This is a genomic window from Nostoc sp. (assembly GCF_054880495.1).
In genome coordinates, this window is sequence record NZ_JBTYKD010000324.1 from 1 (window position 1) to 19,578 (window position 19,578).

Consider the following 19,578-nt stretch of genomic DNA (forward strand, 5'->3'; position numbering starts at 1 on the left):
GCATAGCCAGAGTTTCCGCCCATTCACTTTTACCAGATCGTGCTGGTCCTGTTACTAAGATGATTTTACCCAAAGTTCTTTTCTGACTATTTTAATACCGTTTCTTTGTGAGGCTGCGCCAAACCCTTTTAACTTCTTTCTTTCTTTGTGACGGCAGTTGCTATAACGGGGGGAACCCCCGCAACGCCCTGCCTCTCCTTTGCGTCCTTCTCTACGAGACGCTGCGCGAATGCGGTTCGTTTTTCTTTCTTGTACTTAAATATGGTTTAGCGCATCTTCATACAGAATTGGTATAACAATATCCCTAAGGTTGCAATTTCTCACCGCACTTTTTTACTTCATCGGTGAGATTTTTGGTTTTAAATAACTTTTAAGGTATAAAATTAGCACCAGCATCATTGATGCCCCAACAACCCCATTCTTAATTATTTAATACTACTGGGGACAGCAAACTTTAGGATGTCTTTATGAACGCAGCTTTAAAACGCATAGAAGCAACTCTACACGATTTAGGGAATCGCGGCACTGCCTCTGCCGCCGAAACAGGTGATTCGACCACAAAACGGCCTTTCTCTTTTAGAATCAGCGTCGGAGCTAACGAACCCACGGAAAGTACACAAACTGCATCTTCCCAGGATGGGGAACTGAATACACAAGGACAAACAGTTAACTTGGGCGTAAATACTGAGAGTGATTATCCTCCTGAACAAAATTTCTTTCCTCACCATGACTCTGTGCAGACCTTTCAAGCAGAAGACAATGGTAGCAAAATACCCAGCCTACCCAAGTTGAAAACTCCGAGTTTTAGTAGCCATCGCCACGGTGCCAATCCAGCATTGGCGATGAATCTATTGCAAGAAATTCAGGAAACTGTCGCCGGATGGCAAACAGAATTACAAAATATTTTGAAGCAAATTCAGGATATTTATTTAGAAGGACCAATTGTTAATGGTTGGTTAGAATCCAATTCCCAGGAATCAGAAGCGGGAGGAACCGCAACACTGCGCCATGCAGAAGTTGACCGCCTGATGAACTACGTAGAAGAAATTTGCGCGACTGGTGGAAAAGTATCTTATGAATCATCTGTTACTGGCTATCGCCTCTGTGGTGTAGACGATGCTGGTAAAGTCTGGTCGCGCCCATGTCCATCAGATCAGGTTCCCAATGTTAGTATGGCGATCGCTCGTTACCAAAAGTTACGTCAACTGTTGGGGCGCAAACAATCTTTGGAAACCCGTCTGAGTCAACTAGCCCAAACTCTCGTCGTTTTACACGGACATATTCAACAAACGTGAAGTTTTAAAAGACATCTCCGAAAAAACTCGGTTGGTGGGTCAGTAACTTTTAGTTTAGATTAACTCTCAGCAGCTGTGCGTTGGATTTAAGATTTTAATCTCAAATCGTTCGACTGAGCGTAGCCGTACTCCTTCTCTAGGAGACGCTCCGCGAACGGAGAAGCAAGCTACGCGTAGCGTTCTGCAGGAAAGTCCCAAATCTAAAGTCCAAAATTAAATCTATGCCAGACACCCAAATCTCTGCCATTATCTGTACCCACAATCGAGATACCTATTTAGGGGCTGCAATTGATAGTCTTTTAGCGCAGAATTTTGCTGCTGACTTTGAAGTTGTGGTAGTTGATAATGGGTCTAGCGATCGCACTCGTGAGGTTGTAGAACTAAGAACCCACAATAATCCGCGCCTGAAGTATGTCTTTGAACCCACTATTGGTTTATCTGTCGCCCGTAACACGGGTGCAAAAGTAGCTAGTAGTGATATCCTTGCTTATTTGGATGACGATGCCGTAGCCTGCGATCGCTGGCTAGAAGTTTTATATTTTGCCTACAATAATTCTAAGCTAGCGATCGCAGGTGGCAAAGTCACTCTCATCTGGCCCTCAGGAATCCAACAACCACGGTGGCTATCTCCGGGCCTAGCTGCAAATCTGGGTGCATACGACTTGGGTGACACTACCATCTACATTGAGCAACCTGGCTCAACCCCCAGAGGCTTAAATTACTCCATCCGCCGCAGTTTCCTAGAAGAAATTGGCGGTTTTGATCCTCATCTCGGTCGAGTGGGGAAAAATCTATTATCAAATGAAGAACTGCAAATGACCGAATTTGCCCTAGAGCGTGGTTGGCAAGTCGCTTATCTTCCCGAAGCACTAGTTGCTCACAATATTGCTCCAGAGCGCCTTCAACGCTCCTGGTTTTTAAATCGAGGCTGGTGGCAGGGTATCAGTGAGTGCTATCGAGAACAACTCAGTGGTAAAGCCGGTATCGCTCAATTGCAGCGAGGTAGCGAACGGTTTGTGCGCGGCTTGTATAAGGCATTGCAATATTTTTCTGATCCAGCAGAACGGTTTGACAAACTTGTTTATGCTTACGGTCAGATTGGTTATTTAAATGCTGCTATTCAAGGTCTTTTATCCACATCAAATAAGAAATAACCAATAACATAATTTATACTCATATGTCATCTAAAATACCAGTTTCAGTACTAATTCCGGCAAAAAACGAACAACTAAACTTGCCTGCCTGCCTAGCTAGCCTCACCAGAGCAGATGAAATATTTGTAGTAGATTCTCAAAGTACCGATAACAGCATTGAAATTGCTAAAAGTCACGGTGTAAATGTCGTGCAATTCAACTTCAATGGACGCTGGCCCAAAAAGAAAAATTGGTCTTTAGATAATCTAGCTTTTCGCAACGAATGGGTGCTAATTGTAGATTGCGATGAGCGCATACCCCCCGAACTTTGGGAAGAAATTGACCAGGTAATTCAAAACAAGGAATATACAGGTTATTATCTCAACCGCCGCGTATTTTTCTTAGGAAAATGGATTCGCTATGGTGGGAAATATCCCGATTGGAATTTACGTTTATTTCAACATAAAAATGGTCGCTACGAAAATTTACATACAGAAGATATTCTCAATACTGGTGATAACGAAGTTCACGAACATGTGATTTTGCAGGGGAAAGTTGGGTATCTCAAAAATGATATGCTCCACGAAGACTTCCGCGACCTTTATCACTGGTTAGAACGACACAACCGCTATTCCAACTGGGAAGCTAGTGTTTATTTTAATATTCTCGCAGGTAAAGATGATAGCGGTACCATCAGTGCCAATCTATTTGGTGATGCCGTGCAACGCAAGCGCTTTTTGAAAAAAGTGTGGGTACGCCTGCCATTTAAACCCATTTTACGGTTTGTTTTGTTTTATATTATTCAACGCGGTTTTTTGGATGGCAAAGCAGGATATATTTATGCATGCTTGCTGAGTCAATATGAATATCAAATTGGCGTTAAACTTTACGAATTACGCAACTGTGGTGGTCACTTAAATACTGCAACTACACCGAAAGAAGGAGATGAGGAGGAGGGGAGCAGAGGAACAGAGGAAAAGCTATTGACTATTGACTCCTAAATCCTATACAGACGCGATTAATCGCGTTTCTACAAATGACAAATGACAAATGACAAATGACAAATGACCAACCTTTCGTAGATTTACGTAAATATGACCAATCTTGGTTTGACCGGGGGCGTGCAAGTTGGTATATTTTATTATGGTGGTTTGTACAAGCGATCGCCTTTCCTCTCACTCCTCAACCGTTAAATATTCTGCGTTGTGCTTTGCTACGATTATTTGGCGCTCGTATCGGCAAAGGCGTATTAATTCGACCCACCGCCCGCTTCACCTACCCTTGGAAAGTCACCATTGGGAACTACAGTTGGATTGGAGATAACGTAGTTTTATACAGCCTCGATCAGATCACCATCGGTGAACACTGCGTAATTTCCCAAAAAAGTTACTTATGTACTGGTAGTCATGATCTCCAAGACCCGGCCTTTGGGTTGAAAACAGCGAGTATCACCATTGACAATGGTGCATGGGTAGCGGCAGATTGTTTTATTGGGCCGGGAGTGCAAATCGGGGCTAATGCTGTGATTGGCGCTCGTAGTAGTGTTTTTACTAATATGCCCTCTGGGAAAGTTTGTTGGGGAAGCCCCTGTCGTCCCAAGACAGTTCGGATAAAACTTGATCCCCCCATAAACCCATAATTTTATAAATAAACATAAGTAGGTAAGCGGGAATAAAAGTGCGATCGCCACAATCTTATAACCAAGACGGTGAGTAGCAATGGTAATATGTTTTCATGGCTGCTCTAATCCTTGCTATTGATGAACAAACTATTGGATGAAACGCTGTCAATCAAAATTGCTGAAAGCATAAACAGCAGAGCTAGCACTCCGTTTGATAATGCTTACAAAGCAGCATTGTCAACTGAGGGAGCAAGATATATTCAGGGATTTTTAGCTTTTCCTGGAAAGCCATACAGACCGGTTGAACACAGTTGGATCGAGCTAGACGATACCTCAGACAATGGCTCTATTGTACGCATTATCGATCCCACATTACCGCACCTGAACAAAAATCCCCAAGAACTCTGGTATTTTGCAGCACAAAGGCTGACCGTTAAAAAACTGAAAGCCATCATTGAAGAATCGAAAGAAGATTATCCAGAAGATGACCCATTACCAATTTATGATGATCCACCTTATGAATATTACGGTGATGTCATGTTAGGTGGTCAAGACTATTTAACAGCATATCAAGCCGCAGAGGCTAAGTGCAGAGAAATCAACGAACTCAACCCTGAGAGAAACTAACAAAACAGTATTAAATAATTCGTAATTTGTAATTCGTAATTACAAATTATTTAATACGATTTACCGTCGCTGCCAAAATATTCCCTATAGCCACAAATTTTGTCTCCACGCACATCAAAAGAAACTGCTACCCGATTTTTGTAAAGCTGTCCTAACAAAACTCCCTCATCTCGAAACTCAAAAACAGCCGTTGTTTCATTACTGGTAACACGGTCTAAACCAGTCAGGTTCAAACCCGGATTAAAGGATTCAAAAACGTAGTCGAAAAATTCTCTAGTTCGCTCTTTTCCCACATTTAAACCGTGGAATTTTCCCATTGGAAACCAAAGGGTAAAATCTTCTGTAAGCATATCTAAGAATGGTTCCCAATTTCCTGTTGCTAGACCATGCGTAAAATGATCAAATGCTTGTTGAGCAACTTTTAAAGTATTTTCTGAATCTTGTGTCATTCTCACCTCAACCGGATATAGCAGTCTGCTTTGATTTTTGAAATTATTTGCGTAGACAGGGAGTAGGCTTGCCGTGAGCGTAGGCGAATGGGAAGAAGCCTTTTCGGGGTGTACTGATTTTTTTCAAAAATCAAATACAACTCCTGTACAAACTAATACCGTGTTACTTAAAACCTCACCACCACTTTCCCACAATTCTGACCACTGAGAAGATATTCTACAGCATCAGGTATTGATTCTATGCCTTGAAACTGTGTTGAGTCAACGGCAACTTTAAGTTTGTCTGTGTAGAACAGGTTTAAAAGGCGATCGCGTGCCTCTGGTATATATTCTTTATAATGAGGCATGAGAAAGCCTCTCACAGAAGCAGATTTCCAAAATAGCTGCTGATAGATGCGTGATTGGGTAATTTGCTCGACATTATTTGCGTATTCGGAGATAAAACCAACGACTACTAAGCGTCCCCGCACTGCTAAGTTTTCAACGCAAGTATCGAATACGGCTTTACCTACACACTCAAAAACGAGATTAATCCCATTGGGATATTCTTGCTTGAGGATTTGATTGAGATTTTCTGTGCGATAGTTGATAATGCGATCGCACCCTAATTCTCTCAGTAACTTTGCCTTCGCCTCAGAACTACAAGTACCAATGACATGATTACCAGCTAACTTTGCCAATTGCACCGCAATATGACCAGTTCCCCCTGCTGCTGCTGTCACTAAAACCACTTCATTACTTCGCATCTCTCCCACTTGTTCCAATGCCACCAAAGCTGATATAGCTGTAGGTATTAGTGTTAGCAATTCTGGCGTTGCTTCCTGCACCTTCACGGCTAAGTTTGCATCGATAACCTGATATTCTCGATAACCGCCACCACGCAATGTAGTTATGACAGCATCATCTATTTGAAAATCTTTAACATTTTCAGCGATAGCGACAACTTTTCCCACAGCTTCCACACCTAGATCAAAGGGAGGAATTGAGTTAATATATGGAACATTACCACGACAAAGTAAGGTGTCAAAGCCACCATTAACGCCAGCAAATTTGTTTTGAATTAAAAGTTGACTATCAGTAGGTTGTGAAATAGGAATCTCGACAACTTCAACGGCAGATTTAAAATCTGGATTCAGTTGCTTTGCTATTAATTTTCTGTAGGTTGTTGCTTTCATTTCCAAATCTTAGGTTTCCCTGACTACTCAAATAAATTATTTTTTTAAGTATAGCTTTTAGCTTTTTTGATATTACCAGGTGCCGAAGGTGGGTTAGAAATTAATATTTCCGGTTGTAAGATATTGTAATCTTAGATGATGTTTGAAAAGTATTGGGCGAATAGAATTCGCTACTACACAAGCAAAGTCCACCTCCGTGGACTAATACAAAATCAAGGTTTTTAACCCACGCAGGTGGGTTTTGTCTGTGTAGCCGCGACTTCCAGTCGCCAGGGCTAGTAGGAATTGTGACTTTTGAAACATCCTATTAGATGTCAAGCCATGGTAATATAATATATTTTATGATTAAGTTATATTAATTTTTATATCTAAATTCAGTACTTTTTACATTCACTAAACAATGTTAACTAGGTGAGTGCAATTATTAAGTATAAAGTACACTCGATTGTTTATGAACACTTCAGAGCGTTCAGCATAAGAACTATAGCACTGACTATAAACTTTCATTTATTTATACCTGCCTATTTAATCAGAGTTAGAGGTGAATATGCTTGAGATAAGCCTTTTTCTCTCCCCCTACCTGCCTCAATAGATAACTTTCCTTAACTGAACCTGAAGCGTATTGAGTTATAGATAAGCCACCCAGCTAAAAAAGCAGTTGTTATAGTATTTTAAAAACCATAAAAAGAACGAAAATATATGACAATTACTCCTGATAAACCAGAGATAGAACAACCTTTTGTCACTTTCCCGATACCAGAAATTAGCCAAGAGTTTAACTGGAAAAACTGCTGGTATCCTATAACCTTCCGGCAAGATTTAGCGAAAGACCGCCCTCACAGCTTTTCCCTCTATAATGAACCTTTTGTATTATTCATAAATCAAGATGGCAAATTGGGGTGTTTAACAGATCGTTGTCCCCACCGCGCTGCTAAACTCTCGGATGGGCAAATTATCGATGGGAGAATTGAGTGCCTATACCACGGCTGGCAGTTTGCTACTGATGGCAAATGTCTGCACATTCCCCAGTTACCAACAGATGCCAAAATTCCTAGCAATGCTTGCTTGCCATCTTTTAAAGTTGTAGAACGCCAAGGTATAGTCTGGGTCTGGTTTGGCGAACTGAAAGCTGCTGATGAAGAATTGATCCCAACCATAGCGGAATTGGACAAGCCGGAATGTATCTGCCTAGATTATGTAGCAGATATTCCTTATGACCAAAGCTATTTTATTGAAAATGCCGTAGATCCAGCTCACGTTTCGATCAGCCACGATCGCACTGAAATTAATGCTAAACGAGAAAACGCCCAACCGCTAGAAATGGAAATAATCGAGAGTTCCGCAAAAGGAATTCGAGGCAGATATCGCAGAACGCGGACACCGAATGCAAACTGGTCTAATATAGATTTCGTCGCCCCTAATTTAGTGATATATGCATTTGGCAGCCAAGCAAATAGTTTTTATTCTGGAAATGCTGTATATGCAATTCCTCTAGGCAGGGGAAAGTGCCGCGTTCTGATCAGAAAATATTGGCGATCTTTAACATGGTCTGAAAAACTTAACCCTCGCTGGTTCAAACATTTACATCAAAATAAAATATTAGATGAAGATTCGGTATTTCTTGTTGGACTACAGACAGAAATTGAGCGATTAGCACAAAATCTCAAAGAAGTATATTTGCCGCTCAAGACTAGTGACACATTTGTGTTGGAGTACCGTAAGTGGCTGGATAAATTTGGGGCATCTTTGCCGTTTTATCGTGGCTATTCTACATCAAAGCAGGCTGAAAATCATGGCGAGTATAACCAAAAGCCAATGACGCTAGACCGACTTACGGGACACACACTGATCTGTAGTTCTTGTAATCGAGCCTATCAAGTTATAAATAATCTGAAACAGGGGTTAGTTGGTGTGGCGATCGCAATGGCACTTTTAGCTATAGTTACAGATGGGTCAAGTCAGATCGGTACAGTTTTTGCTTCTCTATTAGCAGTAGCTTTGGCAGTGATGACTGAGAAACTCAAAACCAAGTTTGAACATATTTATACGCGGCAATAATTTGCTCATTAGACCTCTTGCATACAGCAGTTTTCATATATTTGAACCACATCTGTCGTAGGGGCACAGAAAAAGCTCATGCGTGTCAACTTCAGAAAAAATCTGCTTTGAGAAGGCGTTTTGCCCTCATCCCCTAACCCCGAATCCCAAGTTGGGATTCGGGGAACTAGAGAATTTGCTCCCCTCTCCCAAAATTGGGAGAGGGGCTGTTCTTGTGAGGGTGAAACCTCGAAAGCATGCCTTGCCTAACTTCTCTAACTTCTACCTTAAGTTGACACCAATGAGCATTGCTGTGCCCCTACCGCGTGGTCTATTTACCTGAAAATAGCTGTAAATCAAAAATAAGAACCCTACCCCGCCAAAGCTACGCTTTGTCTCCCCTAAGAGCCTGCGGGGAGGGGCTGGGGGTGGGGTGGGTTGCAAGAGGTCTATTGCACTCAACCCAGAAGCGCTATAGTCTTTACTACTCAGAACTTACGTAAAAAAGTTCCGAAGTAGCGGTAATTCATGAATTACCACTACGACAAATCAGGTTTTTGAGAGAATTTTGCGTAAGTCCTACTACTCTTTAAATTTTTCAGACTTCACAACTACCCATTGCGTCACAGGCGTCATTGCTCGCCAGCCCAAAAATTTACCAATAGGTTCCGCCCGTTGGATGGCAATACGAGTTAAATCACCACCGACTCGTTCATGCCATTGAAATAAGGTTTGCTCACCCTCTACCGTCACCACATTTGCCACCAAACGCCCACCCGATCGCAATGCTTCCCAGCAGACATCAAAAAGTCCCGTTGCTGTCACCCCACCACCAATAAAAATCGCATCTGGTGCTGGCAAGTCTTTCAGAGCGTGGGGCGCTTTACCTTCAATGATTTGCAGATTTGGAGTACCGAGAGTGGCGGCATTATCAGCAATATATAGTAGTCTAGAAGAATTTTGTTCGATCGCGATCGCCCGACAACGAGCATGACTCCGCATCCATTCAATAGAAATTGAGCCGCAACCCGCGCCAACATCCCACAATAATTCTCCCGGTGTGGGTGCCAAAGCTGCCAAGGTGATTGCCCTAACTTCACGCTTCGTTAACTGTCCATCATGGTGGTAGGCGTTATCTGGTAATCCTGGTAACTTTGGTAAAGGGACAACCCCAGCATCAGGAATACAATAAACTGCGATCGCATTCAAAGCAGCAACTTCAGTTTCACTCCAGGATGCAGCCGTACCTGACACAATTCTTTCCTGAGTGCCGCCCATACGCTCTAAGACGGTGATTTTACTGCCACCATAGCCGCGATTTGTCAAAATTTCGGCAACAATGGCGGGTGTGTCCTTCCCCTGGCTCAAAATCAACAGCTGCGCTTTTGGATAGATGTAAGAGTGGAGTAGGGAGGATGGACGACCATTTAAACTCAACGTTTCCACCTCAGTTAAAGACCATCCCACCCTGGCACAGGCGAGGCTGAAGGCTGAAGGTGCAGGGATAATCGTCATTTCGCAGACTGGAATTCGCTGCATCAAGGTAACACCAATGCCGTAACACATCGGATCGCCGCTTGCGAGTACGCAAATCGACTGATCCCGACGCTGGATGATTTCCTCAACTGAAACACTAATCGGAGATGCCCAGACTAGTTTCTCACGTTGGTCATCTGTAGGGAGCATTGCTAAATGGCGATCGCCTCCTACAATTACTTTAGCTTGATCGACTAGAGAACGAGCGATCGCGCTTAATCCCTGCAATCCATCTTCCCCAATGCCGACAATAGAAAGCCATTTCTCTGTCATGCTAATTTATGATTAATTATTATTTCATAATTCAAACTTGACGATTCCGTTAATTATGGGCACAAACTATTTCGAGCTTCAGGATGAGTTACAAAATAGTCTTGGAGCCATTGACATCCCTGTGCTAGTAAATCATCTAACTGCAAACTCCATAAAATTACCTTACCATCCTTACTAGCAGAGGCAAGAGTTTTTCCATCGGGGCTAAAACCGATACTGGTTACTGAACCTTTATGTCCAATCAATGTAGTAATGGGAACTCCATCTTTTTTCCAAAGTTTGATAGTTTTATCTGTGCTTCCAGAAGCTATAATTTCTCCATCGGGACTGAAACTGACACTATTTACTGAATCATTATGTCCAGTCAGGGTAGTAATTAAAGTCCCATCTTTTTTCCAAAGTTTGATAGTTTGATCTGTACTTCCTGAAGCTATAATTTTGTCGTCAGGACTAAAAATGATACTATTAATACCCTTTCTATGTCCAGTTAGAGTAGTAATTAAAGTTCCATCTAAGTGCCAAAGTTTGATAGTTTTATCCTCGCCATCGCCACCAGAAGCAATAATTCTACCATCGTGGCTAAAACTGACACTTGTTACCCAATTTTTATGTTCACCGAAGGTTTTAATTAAAGTTCCGTCCGACTTCAAAAGTTTAATAGATCCTTTGTCAGTACCAAAAGCAATCATTTCTTGATTAGGACTGTAACTAAGACTTGCTACCCCTTTGTACTCAGTCAGAAGATGAATTAGAGTACCATTCTGCTGCCAAATTTTAGCAATTACTTCATCAGTTACAACGGCAATAGTTCTACTATCGGGGCTAAAACTGATACTATTTACCCAACCTTGATCTCCTGGGAGGTTAGCAATGAAAGTTCCATTTCGCTGCCATAGTTTCACAATACCATCGTCACCGCCAGAAGCAATTATTTTATTATCAGGGCTAAAATTGAGGCTGGTTATCCCGCGTTTATGCCCAGTTAATGTAGTCATCATATCTGCGTTCAACTTCCATAGTTTCACAATTCCGTCGTTACTACCAGAAGCAATGATTTTGTCATCAGGGCTAAAACTCACATTAGCGACTGAATCGCCATGTCCAACTAGGTTATTAATTAGAGTACCATCTAGTTGCCAGATTTTTACAGTTTGGTCACTACTACCAGAAGCGATTATTTTACCATTACGGCTGAAACTGAGAGTATTTATCCTACCTGTATGCCCCTCGAAAGTTCTAATTAAAGTACCATCAAGTTTCCAAAGTTTAATAGTTTTATCATCACTACCAGAAGCAATTTTTTCTCCATCAGGACTAAAAATAATGCTTGTCACCCAACCATTATGCCCATCAATAGTTGCGATGAAAGTACCATCGCTTTTCCATAGTTCAATCTTTCCTTTTTCATTCCCAACAGCAAGAATTTCACCATTATGGCTGATAGTAGCGCTGGTGATTTCATTACTTTTGAGTGAGATAGTTTTAATAAAACTACCATCTATCTGCCAGAATTTTACAGTGCCATCTTTGCTGATAGAGACGATAGTTTTATCAGAAATAAAAGTAGCACTAACTACCAAACTTTGATGTCCAAACAGGGTTTTAATGAAAGTACCATTTTGCCGCCAAAGTTCAATAGTTCCGTCTTGGCTAGCCGAAGCAATAATTTTGCCATTAGGACTAAAACTAATACTTTTTAGCTGATTTTTATGACCAGAAAGAGTAGCGATCGCAGTTCCATTCTGATTCCACAATTTAACACTACCATCATTACCACCAGAAGTAATGATTTTGCCATCAGGACTAAAAGCTAGATTATTGACTGTTGTTTGTCCACTATCAAATTGATTATATTCATGAATGTTCACGAGAATATTTAGTAAAGCCGACAAGGGACTAATTGTTTGATATTCTCCCAAAGAAGACTGATTTTTTACCAGATGTTTTAAATCTTCTCCAGCCTTCATAGCTAAAAGTAAAGCTTCAAGTTGTTTAGATTGAAATTGCTGTGCAGCGTTATAGCCAACTTGTGTAACTCTTGTAGCTTCTTTGGCTGTTTGCAATTGATTTTGTCCCACAATCACACTTATTAATATGAGGATAATTGCGATAGTTCCTCCAATCCAAACTATGTATTTTGCTTTTTTATTTGCATCAGCTAACTTTCGCTTAACGGTTAGATTAGCTTTAATTAATTTTTGAGTAGCTTCTGCTAATTTCTGATTTACCTCAATTTGTAATTCTGTAGCAACTTTCTGACTTTCTTGTAAAAACTCATAATCTAAATTACTTAAACTTTTACCAACCGCCCAGGCTAGCGCTTCATCTAAGGCTTTACCTTGCAATAGCCCGGATGGTTCATGTTGGGAATTTAACCAGTTATTAATTGCTGCACTATAGGGACGGAGTTTGTCTAATTCTTGTTTGAGCCAACTTCGATTAAAAACGGCTTGATAGATAGAATTATATACTTTTAAATAACCGTCTTTTTTAACTACTAAACCTGAGAGTCTTAATTCTGTTTGCTCTTGACTGCCATCTATCAAAACTCCCTTGCTTGAGTGTAAAACTTGGTGATATAATCCTAGTAATCTGGCAGCTTTTTGCTCATTTCGGAGAATGCGATCGCGGATTGTTCGTAAATGCTCTGGTTCATCTTGTGATTCCCAATTTTTGATGATATAATTATCAACTAATTCATTAACACTACCATAGCTATTTTCTGTTTCTTGTACAATTAAACTGCATAACTTCTGAGTAAGAAAAGGTTGTCCAGCAGTCCAATCTAACACATCTTGTAACACTGCTTCTGGATGTTCTACCCTACTTTCTAACCCTGGAATTAAAGCATCTTTTGCTTCTGCAAAGCTAAACCCAGTTAATTCTATTGAACTACCAATATTAAACGGCGTGCGTTCTCTTTCTTGAATTAAATCTCCTGGTGTCGCTACCCCAAGCAAACAAAAAGTTAGACGTTCATATTTTGGAGATTCAGCCCGGAGATTATAACAAGCGCGAATTAAAGCAAAAAAATCATCTTTAAATTTACTTTTGATTAAACTATCAATTTCATCGATAAAAATGATAATATTAGAGGTAAATTTATTCAGTAATAATGACTCTAAAAGTAAGTTTAATCTCTGTACCTCCGTCCAAGAGTCATGCTGTAACCACCAGCTATTAAAATCTATATCATCTATTTCAAAACTAGATAACAACTGATTAGCAAAACCTTTGTACCATTTTTCTGGGCTGGTGTGACTACCAAGAATAGTTAAATCAATAGAAGCACATTTGATTCCTACTGCTCTAAGTTTTTTGATTGTTTGAACTCGCAAACTAGATTTACCCATCTGACGTGAGTTAAACACAAAACAATACTCCCCAGCTTTCAGCAGTTCAAAGATTTGTGCATCTGCTTTTCTGACTACATAGGTGCGATGATTAGCATTTAAACTACCACCGACTTTATAATAGTTACTAAATCCCATTTTCCCTCTGCGCCCTTGTCGTATTGGCAGTTCGTTTAGATTTAATTACAAGCGATGCCTGCGGCGGGCTACGCCTACGCCAAAATATTCATGATACAATCTACAGCGTGGCATTACAAAATTATTGCTAAATTTAATCATTCCCATACTATCTAATTGATAAATTTGCCGATTTTTTCGCTCTACTTTAATTCCTTGAATATTAGTCACTATTTCTTTAAATACTCTTGCTAATTCTTGATTTTCTTGGAGAGTCTCTAAATGTCGGCGTAAGTGTTCAGTATAAATCCCTTTATCTGTAGTAGCCTCTTGCAGCAATTCTCCAATAGTTGCATCCTGACATACCAAATAATAAAGTGCTAACCGCACCAAATAAGGATGTCCCCCCACTAAAGACATAATCGGAAGAATATTTTTACTATCTAATCCATGTCGGATAGCTAAACTCTTCACTTGTTCTTCAGTAAATTCTTCCAATTTAACTGGTAAACCGATATTAAAAGGAGATTGATTAATATCTAAGCGACCATAATCTTCTGTAGAATGTGCTACTAGTATTCGCAATTTCTCCCATGTTTCTGACTCATTAGCATTTTCATTCCAATTACGTAACATCGGAAAAAAGTTTTCATAAATTTCTGGAAATTCAAATAATTTATCTACTTCATCTAAAGCTAAAACTAAAACCCCATCTAATTGTTTTAGCAATCTGTAAAATGTTAAAGTGCAGTTCACCATACTGGGAGTGTCTGTATCCCAGACTGTTAACGGAGGTGCTGAAGGTAATTGATTAATCACATAAGCATAAAAACTGCGGAGAAAATCATTAGCGTTAGTAAATTTATTTTTTTCTATTAAACTAAAATTCAAATAAACCGTACTATAACTACTTTTTTTGGCTTCAGCCATAATTCTCTTCAGCAGCGAAGTTTTACCCATCTGCTTAGGTGCTTTAATCCGAATTAGTGCGCCAGGTTCTTTAATAGCAGTATAACAACAAGATTCAGTAGGAGAACGTTCTTGATAAAAAGCAGAATTTAGTGGTTCCAGACCTTCTGGGAAGCGAATATTCTGGATGATAAGCCCACATTTTTCTAAAGCTTTAACACTAACTAACTCTGGCTTATATTTGGCAAACATTTCAATCAGATTACAACGATAATCTGGTTCAGTTTCAGGAGGAAAACCAAATTTAGTAGATATATTTCTGAGTTGATGACTAGCTGTAGAACGATGCGTAGCGCCAAGTTCTCTGGCTATGTGTTCATCCGTTTGTCCAGCTAAAAATAAAGGCAATACTTTCTTTTGTTTCGGCGTTAATTCATTCTGATATATATTTTCAAACTTTTCTTGATTGATCAGCATTTTTATCGTTATCATTCGTCTATTTTAACTACAGTAGTAAATCATAATTAGTGTGAAATGGCACTTACTTAGAGGATGTTTTAAAAGTCATGATTGATGTATCAAATATTTCTTTACCCCACCCTAACCCTCCCCTTATAAAGGGGAGGGAACCGGATTTTCTTGTTTCCCACCTTTATAAGGGGGGATTAAGGGGGGTAATAATTCGATTAAAGTCACAGCTAACTACTTTTAAAACATCCTCTTAAGCTAGATCCATAACCCCAATTTCTTCAAGAAGTCGGGGTTATAGATAGCAACTTTTGCTTAAATAAGTACCATGACACCCAACTTTTGCTACGAATGATACCATTATTTCGCATTTCACCCAAATCAAAGAATATATAAATTCGATAAACATAGTTTTCACTAATAAGTGATGCTTCAAATTAATCAGGAATTTTTTGGTTACTTGACTTTCTGGCACTTCCCAAGATTAGATTGTTTTAGTGGCAATTGTATTTCTGACTTTTCACGGTATCTGAAAAACCTCTCTCTAAATCTCTCTCCTAAAAGGAGAGAGACTTTAAATTTTTACCCTTCCCGATGCGAGAAGGCGTTTAGGAGGTTAGTTTTTTCGTGGGCTTTTCCATAGAACGTGAAAAGTCAGAGTTATATTTCTCCAACTAAAAAAATGGGGATAACAATAAAAGAAGTAGTTGTCATGCAAAAATTCCATATTTAGTTTAGCAAGTCTCAGATAGATACTGAAAATGGTGAAGAAAACTTCACATTAATAGCTGTGCAACTGAAATAGATGAATTTTTTATCAAAGATGCAGTTGTGTGTAAATTTGATTTTAAGATGAATCTTAAGAATCAAATTTGATTTTTATCTGTACTAATTGTACTGGTTGTGAGAAAATATCCAATTCGCAATTATTCCAAAAGCCTTGTTTTTCAGGATTTCAGGAGAAAAATTATGCAACTAAAACCAATCGTTTCTTTACTGACTGGCTGTGCTTTGACTGCTGGTTGTATCACTTCTATACCTAGTCAAGCGAAAGCTGATGATGAGGTTCGTTTTATCTGTGCTTCGGGTTACGACCAAGCAACTAATCTGCGCTTCCCCACTACTTACGCTTGGACAGAACGGGGCAAAATTGCCATTATACGTTGGAAATATGCATGGTTTAATAGTAAGACTGTTACCCCAGAAGAACGGTGTGAACTAGTATCCTCTCGATTCCAGACTGCTTACAACAATCAAAGTCTGGCTTATATCGCCAATGGTACAGTCAATAATCAACCAGTAATTTGCACAGCCAAAAAAGAAGACGCTGCTTGTGATACCACACTGCTAACTCTACGACCTCAAGATGATCCTCTACAGATTCTCGATGACCTCAAAGACATTCTTAGAGGACGTGGTACTAAACCACTAGAGCATAGTTCTAAACAAGAACCAGTCTACTACAAAATTGACATCAAGAAGTTTCTGCAAACAGCCCCCGTTGAGAAGGAATAAGATCAATTTTGGCTAAATAAAACTCTGCCTACCCTCTGCGCCGACCTTTGCGTTCCTCTGCGTTTCAAAATCAACCCTTAATTCACCACGATTTTCTACAAAATACTGAAATTTCGCGTTGCTGATTGAAGGTATGAAAAACTCACGCAGAGAGGCAAAGAAAAATTTATATTCCTATTCAGGAATGCCGGAATTTTATCTAAATACAAAAATGAACCAATTCAATTCGTTGATTCTCGCCATCTTAAGCACTTGCTTCCTACTAACAATCACCGACGCTGCGACATCCCAGCAAGTAGCTAATCAACCTACTTCTGTATTGGCAAATAACTCTCTATCCTCAGAAGGAATTCGTCAACTAGCCCAAGCCATAACCGTCAAAGTATTGAGTAACAGCAAGGGTGGAAGTGGAGTATTAATTAGTAAACAAGGGCAAACTTACACCGTCCTTACCAACGCCCATGTTATCAGCAATAAGGGAAGTTCTAGAATTCAAACACCTGATGAAAAAATATATACAGCTACAGTTATTAGTAAAGGTGATTCTTTAAAAGGTAATGATTTAGCCGTCTTGCAGTTTCAATCCCAAGAAAACTATCAAATTGTACCTTTAGCTACTACCTCAAATGTATCAGAAAATCAAGAAGTATTTGCTGCTGGGTTTCCTGATGATAGCAAAAAATTAGTTATCAGTAATGGCAAAACCTCCCTATTATCTACTCAACCATTAGTTGGGGGTTATCAAATTGGTTATACCAACGAAGTTAGACAAGGAATGAGTGGAGGGGCTTTATTAAATCAATCTGGTGAATTAATCGGGATAAATGGATTAACAAACAATGCCATTTTAACTGATGCTTATGCCTATCAAGATGGTACAAAACCCAGTGCCGCACAACTTCAGCAATTGCGACAACTAAGTTTTGCAGTCCCCATTCAAACTTTAGCAAAAGTTGCACCTAACTTAGCAATTATTCCTCCACAGTGGCGCAATCAGGAACAAGCGACAAAACCAGCAAGTAACACATTTATTGATAAAGTTGATAATATTGCCCAAGAGATTACCGTGCAGATTGACTCCAAAAATAACGGGAATGGTTCAGGAGTAATTATTGCAAAACAAGGACAAACTTACTATGTAGCTACTGCACGTCATGTAGTCAAGAATCCCGACAATTACGAAATTGTTACCCCTGATGGTAAGCGTTACGCAGTGCAGCAAGAGAATATATTTAAACCAGAGGGAATAGATGCAGCTTTGGTTAAATTTACTAGTAATCAAACTTACTCTGTCGCCACAATTTCTAAATATAATCTTTCCTTGGGAGAGCTATCTTCTAAATATAACGGCTCTAATTTTGGCAATATAGAAACATGGGTATTTATATCTGGATTTCCAGGAGAGGATAAAGGTAAGCGAAAACTATCTCCTGGATACCTTTCAGCCGGAGAAAGATTAGTTTTTTATGCGGAAAGTAATCCTTTGTTTCAGGCATTCGTAGAGGGAGGCTATAGACTAGCATATTCCAATTTGTCACTACCTGGAATGAGTGGTGGACCAGTGCTAGATGTTAGTGGACAAGTGATTGGGATTAATGCAGGTATTGAAAATAGAAAAATCAGCCAAACTGAAATAGGTTTTGGATATGGAGTACCCAGTAGTAGCATTTTAAGTTTAGCTACACAAGCAGGGCTGAAGAAGGAATCATTAAAAGTGGTTAGCACTAAGCCACCAAGCATCAAGGATTCAGAAATTGCTTTGTTGGCGAATCATCCATTATTTGCGATCAAAAAACCATCAGCAGATGCTAGTGAAAATGATTTGTTTCAATATGCAAATCAAATGTGGCGCATTAAAAAAATTTCAGAAACAATATCTGTTTTACAAGAAACTGTTAAACGTAAACCAGATTTTTATCAAGCTTATTTGGTTCTTGGTGCAGCACTACGTAAAACTGAAAGTAAAGATCCTGAAAAAGCTTTAGCTGCTCTTGATAAAGCAACTATGCTAAAACCTGATTATTATGAAGCTTGGAAGGAAAAAAGTAGTCTATTATCAGACTTAAAAAAATATGCCTTGGCTTTAGCAGCCATTGACAAAGCTATTGAATCTAATGACGACGATGGGAGCCTTTATTTATCTCGTTGTTTGATATTGTTCAACTTACAACGCTATCCAGAGGCGCTAGCAACAATTGATAAGGCGATTCAGATTCAGCCGTTTTATTTTAACTACTTCATGCGAAGTCTTATACACCTTCAGTCACAAGATTATCAAGGGGCACTATCTGATCTCAATCAAGGGATTAAACTCCAGCCTGACTTTGCTCTTGCTTACGTCTTGCGGGGTAGTAGCCGCTATATGTTGAAAGACGCTCAAGGCGGACTAGCTGATATTAATCAAGCAATTAAACTCGAACCGGATAATCCACAAGTCTACTTAATGCTGGGTGGTTTACGCTATCAGCTTAAAGATTATCAGGGAGCGCTGGCTGATTACAATCAAGTAATTAAATTACAGCCTGATAATATTGATGTCTACTCAGCGCGGGCTGCTGTACGCTATCAGATGAAAAATTATCAGGGAGCGCTTTCAGATTTAAATCAAGCGATTAAACTCCAGCCTAAATTTGCTCTTGCTTACGTCTTGCGGGGTGCTAGCCGCTATATCTTGAAAGATACTCAAGGCGGACTAGCTGATATTAATCAAGCAATTAAACTCGAACCTGATAATCCACAAGCCTACTTAGTGCTGGGCGGTGTCCGTTCTGATTTGAAAGATTATCAGGGAGCGCTGGCTGATTACACCAAAGCCATTGCGATTAATCCTCAGTTAGACCTAGCTTACAACAATCGGGGGGATCTTTACACTAAGCAGAAAAAATGGGATTTAGCACTAGCTGATTATACTAAAGCCATTGCGATTAATTCTCGGTTGGCCCTAGCTTACAACAATCGGGGGGATCTTTACACTAAGCAGAAAAAATGGGATTTAGCTGTTGCTGATTACACCAAAGTCATTGTGATTAATCCTCAGGATGCTCAAGGTTACAAAAATCGGGGAAATGTT

14 protein-coding genes are annotated in these 19,578 nt (G+C 39.8%); 8 read left to right on the forward strand and 6 right to left on the reverse strand.

Annotated elements, in window-relative coordinates; translation table 11 throughout:
* A partial coding sequence (locus ACYTXL_RS28310; RefSeq protein ID WP_461925636.1) for a bifunctional adenosylcobinamide kinase/adenosylcobinamide-phosphate guanylyltransferase occupies positions 1–73 on the reverse strand: 73 nt, incomplete at its 3' end.
* 394 nt (positions 74–467) lie between these two features.
* Between ACYTXL_RS28310 and ACYTXL_RS28315 the strand changes: the two genes are divergently transcribed.
* The 5 genes from ACYTXL_RS28315 to ACYTXL_RS28335 all read left to right on the forward strand — a co-directional run bounded on the left by ACYTXL_RS28315 (position 468) and on the right by ACYTXL_RS28335 (position 4,676).
* Complete coding sequence (locus tag ACYTXL_RS28315; RefSeq protein ID WP_461925623.1) at positions 468–1,295, forward strand: hypothetical protein; 828 nt, start codon at positions 468–470, stop codon at positions 1,293–1,295.
* A gap of 221 nt (positions 1,296–1,516) precedes the next feature.
* Positions 1,517–2,449, forward strand: coding sequence for a glycosyltransferase family 2 protein (locus ACYTXL_RS28320; protein ID WP_461925624.1), 933 nt, complete (start codon positions 1,517–1,519; stop codon positions 2,447–2,449).
* Positions 2,450–2,472: 23 nt separating this feature from the next.
* Positions 2,473–3,429 (forward strand): glycosyltransferase family 2 protein, encoded by a 957-nt coding sequence (locus ACYTXL_RS28325; RefSeq protein ID WP_461925625.1) that lies wholly within the window; start codon positions 2,473–2,475, stop codon positions 3,427–3,429.
* 56 nt (positions 3,430–3,485) lie between these two features.
* A complete protein-coding gene (gene hpsU / locus ACYTXL_RS28330) occupies positions 3,486–4,067 on the forward strand; it encodes a hormogonium polysaccharide biosynthesis acetyltransferase HpsU (RefSeq protein ID WP_461925626.1) in 582 nt (193 codons plus the stop codon).
* A gap of 120 nt (positions 4,068–4,187) precedes the next feature.
* Positions 4,188–4,676 carry a hypothetical protein gene (locus ACYTXL_RS28335; RefSeq protein ID WP_461925627.1) on the forward strand — a complete coding sequence of 163 codons (489 nt, stop codon included), beginning with the start codon at positions 4,188–4,190 and terminating at the stop codon, positions 4,674–4,676.
* Between the two features lie 50 nt (positions 4,677–4,726).
* Here ACYTXL_RS28335 and ACYTXL_RS28340 read toward each other — a convergent pair whose 3' ends face one another.
* Entirely contained in the window at positions 4,727–5,125 is a 399-nt protein-coding gene (locus ACYTXL_RS28340) for a nuclear transport factor 2 family protein (protein WP_461925628.1), read from the reverse strand.
* A 167-nt stretch (positions 5,126–5,292) separates the two neighbouring features.
* Positions 5,293–6,300, reverse strand: coding sequence for a zinc-binding dehydrogenase (locus ACYTXL_RS28345; protein ID WP_461925629.1), 1,008 nt, complete (start codon positions 6,298–6,300; stop codon positions 5,293–5,295).
* A 699-nt stretch (positions 6,301–6,999) separates the two neighbouring features.
* Here ACYTXL_RS28345 and ACYTXL_RS28350 point away from each other — a divergent pair.
* A complete protein-coding gene (locus ACYTXL_RS28350) occupies positions 7,000–8,358 on the forward strand; it encodes an aromatic ring-hydroxylating dioxygenase subunit alpha (RefSeq protein WP_461925630.1) in 1,359 nt (452 codons plus the stop codon).
* Positions 8,359–8,919: 561 nt separating this feature from the next.
* Here ACYTXL_RS28350 and cbiE read toward each other — a convergent pair.
* Genes cbiE through ACYTXL_RS28365 form a run of 3 tightly spaced genes read right to left on the reverse strand, consistent with a single transcriptional unit; the run spans position 8,920 to position 15,017 of the window.
* Entirely contained in the window at positions 8,920–10,146 is a 1,227-nt protein-coding gene (gene cbiE / locus ACYTXL_RS28355; RefSeq protein WP_461925631.1) for a precorrin-6y C5,15-methyltransferase (decarboxylating) subunit CbiE, read from the reverse strand.
* Between the two features lie 53 nt (positions 10,147–10,199).
* Positions 10,200–13,637, reverse strand: a complete 3,438-nt coding sequence (locus tag ACYTXL_RS28360; RefSeq protein WP_461925632.1) for a WD40 domain-containing protein — start codon at positions 13,635–13,637, stop codon at positions 10,200–10,202.
* A 45-nt stretch (positions 13,638–13,682) separates the two neighbouring features.
* Entirely contained in the window at positions 13,683–15,017 is a 1,335-nt protein-coding gene (locus ACYTXL_RS28365; RefSeq protein ID WP_461925633.1) for an AAA-like domain-containing protein, read from the reverse strand.
* Between the two features lie 945 nt (positions 15,018–15,962).
* Here ACYTXL_RS28365 and ACYTXL_RS28370 point away from each other — a divergent pair.
* Positions 15,963–16,508 (forward strand): COP23 domain-containing protein, encoded by a 546-nt coding sequence (locus ACYTXL_RS28370; protein ID WP_461925634.1) that lies wholly within the window; start codon positions 15,963–15,965, stop codon positions 16,506–16,508.
* A 211-nt stretch (positions 16,509–16,719) separates the two neighbouring features.
* On the forward strand, positions 16,720–19,578 hold a 2,859-nt coding region (locus ACYTXL_RS28375; protein WP_461927544.1), incomplete at its 3' end, for a tetratricopeptide repeat protein.

Bases quoted from the DNA above. Each gene is read 5' to 3' on its own strand.
- hpsU (WP_461925626.1), top strand. From the start codon at position 3,486: ATGACAAATGACCAACCTTTCGTAGATTTACGTAAATATGACCAATCT.
- ACYTXL_RS28315 (WP_461925623.1), top strand. From the start codon at position 468: ATGAACGCAGCTTTAAAACGCATAGAAGCAACTCTACACGATTTAGGG.
- ACYTXL_RS28365 (WP_461925633.1), bottom strand. From the start codon at position 15,017: ATGATAACGATAAAAATGCTGATCAATCAAGAAAAGTTTGAAAATATA.
- ACYTXL_RS28360 (WP_461925632.1), bottom strand. From the start codon at position 13,637: ATGGGATTTAGTAACTATTATAAAGTCGGTGGTAGTTTAAATGCTAAT.
- ACYTXL_RS28340 (WP_461925628.1), bottom strand. From the start codon at position 5,125: ATGACACAAGATTCAGAAAATACTTTAAAAGTTGCTCAACAAGCATTT.
- cbiE (WP_461925631.1), bottom strand. From the start codon at position 10,146: ATGACAGAGAAATGGCTTTCTATTGTCGGCATTGGGGAAGATGGATTG.
- ACYTXL_RS28370 (WP_461925634.1), top strand. From the start codon at position 15,963: ATGCAACTAAAACCAATCGTTTCTTTACTGACTGGCTGTGCTTTGACT.
- ACYTXL_RS28350 (WP_461925630.1), top strand. From the start codon at position 7,000: ATGACAATTACTCCTGATAAACCAGAGATAGAACAACCTTTTGTCACT.
- ACYTXL_RS28320 (WP_461925624.1), top strand. From the start codon at position 1,517: ATGCCAGACACCCAAATCTCTGCCATTATCTGTACCCACAATCGAGAT.
- ACYTXL_RS28325 (WP_461925625.1), top strand. From the start codon at position 2,473: ATGTCATCTAAAATACCAGTTTCAGTACTAATTCCGGCAAAAAACGAA.
- ACYTXL_RS28345 (WP_461925629.1), bottom strand. From the start codon at position 6,300: ATGAAAGCAACAACCTACAGAAAATTAATAGCAAAGCAACTGAATCCA.
- ACYTXL_RS28335 (WP_461925627.1), top strand. From the start codon at position 4,188: ATGAACAAACTATTGGATGAAACGCTGTCAATCAAAATTGCTGAAAGC.